The organism is Thalassotalea ganghwensis, from assembly GCF_053485795.1.
In genome coordinates this window covers 1-1,214 of record NZ_JBQRUM010000054.1, presented here as the reverse complement: position 1 = coordinate 1,214, position 1,214 = coordinate 1, and the positions used below count along the sequence as shown (strand labels likewise).

The window sequence follows — 1,214 nt, the reverse complement described above, 5'->3', positions numbered from 1 at the left end:
CTTAATTGGCTTGTATGGATAATAAACCCACCAAATTTACAATATTCAGGTAAAGTGAGACCCAAGCCTTAGCTGCAACTAAGGCCTTCTTTTACAGTAGTTCGTTTAATTGATGGCTCCTCTTTTGAGAGACCGATAACAAGAAAGAACGCTGTAAAAGACTCCAAGCAATATACTCGAATAGTCTACTGGGTCTCGAACCCGCATTACGCAAGCAAGGGTTAGCTTATTATGAAAAACACAACGAATCAAAGTATTAATGTCGGTGTTGATACCGGTAAATTTCAATTAGATATCTACCTTCGTCCTCTTGATAACTATTTTACGGTATCGAATGATGAAAAGGGAGTCAATGAGGCCATTGCCATCATCAAACAGTACAACGTTGAGCGCATCGTGATTGAAGCAACAGGCCGTTTGGAAATGCTTTTTATTATGGCTTGTGCAAAAGCCAAATTACCGTTTGTTATAGCCAATCCAGTTCACATTAAACGCTTTGCTGGTGCCATTGGACAACGTGCTAAAACAGATAAGCTTGATGCTCAGCTTATTGCGCACTACGCCGATGTGATAAAGCCCAGACTCTCTCAGTTAAAGCCTGACACCATGCAAACAATGAGCGACTTAGTCGCGAGAAGAAATCAATTATTAGTGATGCAAACTATGGAGAAAAATCGCCTACAGTCTCTCCCTAAAAGTTTAGCGATGACCATCAAACCCATCCTTACAGCCTTTAAAAATCAGATAATTAAAATTGAAAAAAAGCTAATCGAACTCATCGAGTCTTGCCCTGAATATCAGGCCAAAAATACCATACTCCAAAGCATGAATGGCATTGGTAAAATCGCTTCGGCAACCCTTATCAGTTACTTACCTGAGCTGGGATACATGACCAATAAGCAAGCGAGTAGCCTCGTAGGCGTTGCACCGATAACCAAAGAAAGTGGCCGCTATAAAGGCCAACGTAAAATCCAAGGAGGCCGACATCAAGTACGCACAGTGTTGTACATGGCGATGATGTCAGCAATTCAAAGTAACAGGGTATTTAAAGAAACTTATCAACGGTTAGTGACGGCTGGAAAACCTAAGAAAGTAGCAATTATTGCTTGCATCAGAAAGATGGTGGTCATACTAAATTCGATGCTCAGAGATGGTGTGATGTGGGAAGCGCCAAAAGTGTAAAATTAGCTATTGACGCCATAGTCTCTTGTTAG

Annotated in this window: 1 protein-coding gene; it reads left to right on the top strand. The window is 41.0% G+C overall.

Going from position 1 to position 1,214, the window contains the following annotated elements:
• The first annotated feature begins 231 nt into the window (after nucleotides 1-231).
• Complete coding sequence (locus ACSLUH_RS19410; RefSeq protein WP_448570071.1) at nucleotides 232-1,182, top strand: IS110 family RNA-guided transposase; 951 nt, start codon at nucleotides 232-234, stop codon at nucleotides 1,180-1,182.
• Nucleotides 1,183-1,214: the final 32 nt, after the last annotated feature.

Excerpts from the sequence above, each read along its gene's own strand:
- ACSLUH_RS19410 (WP_448570071.1), top strand. The coding sequence starts at position 232 with ATGAAAAACACAACGAATCAAAGTATTAATGTCGGTGTTGATACCGGT.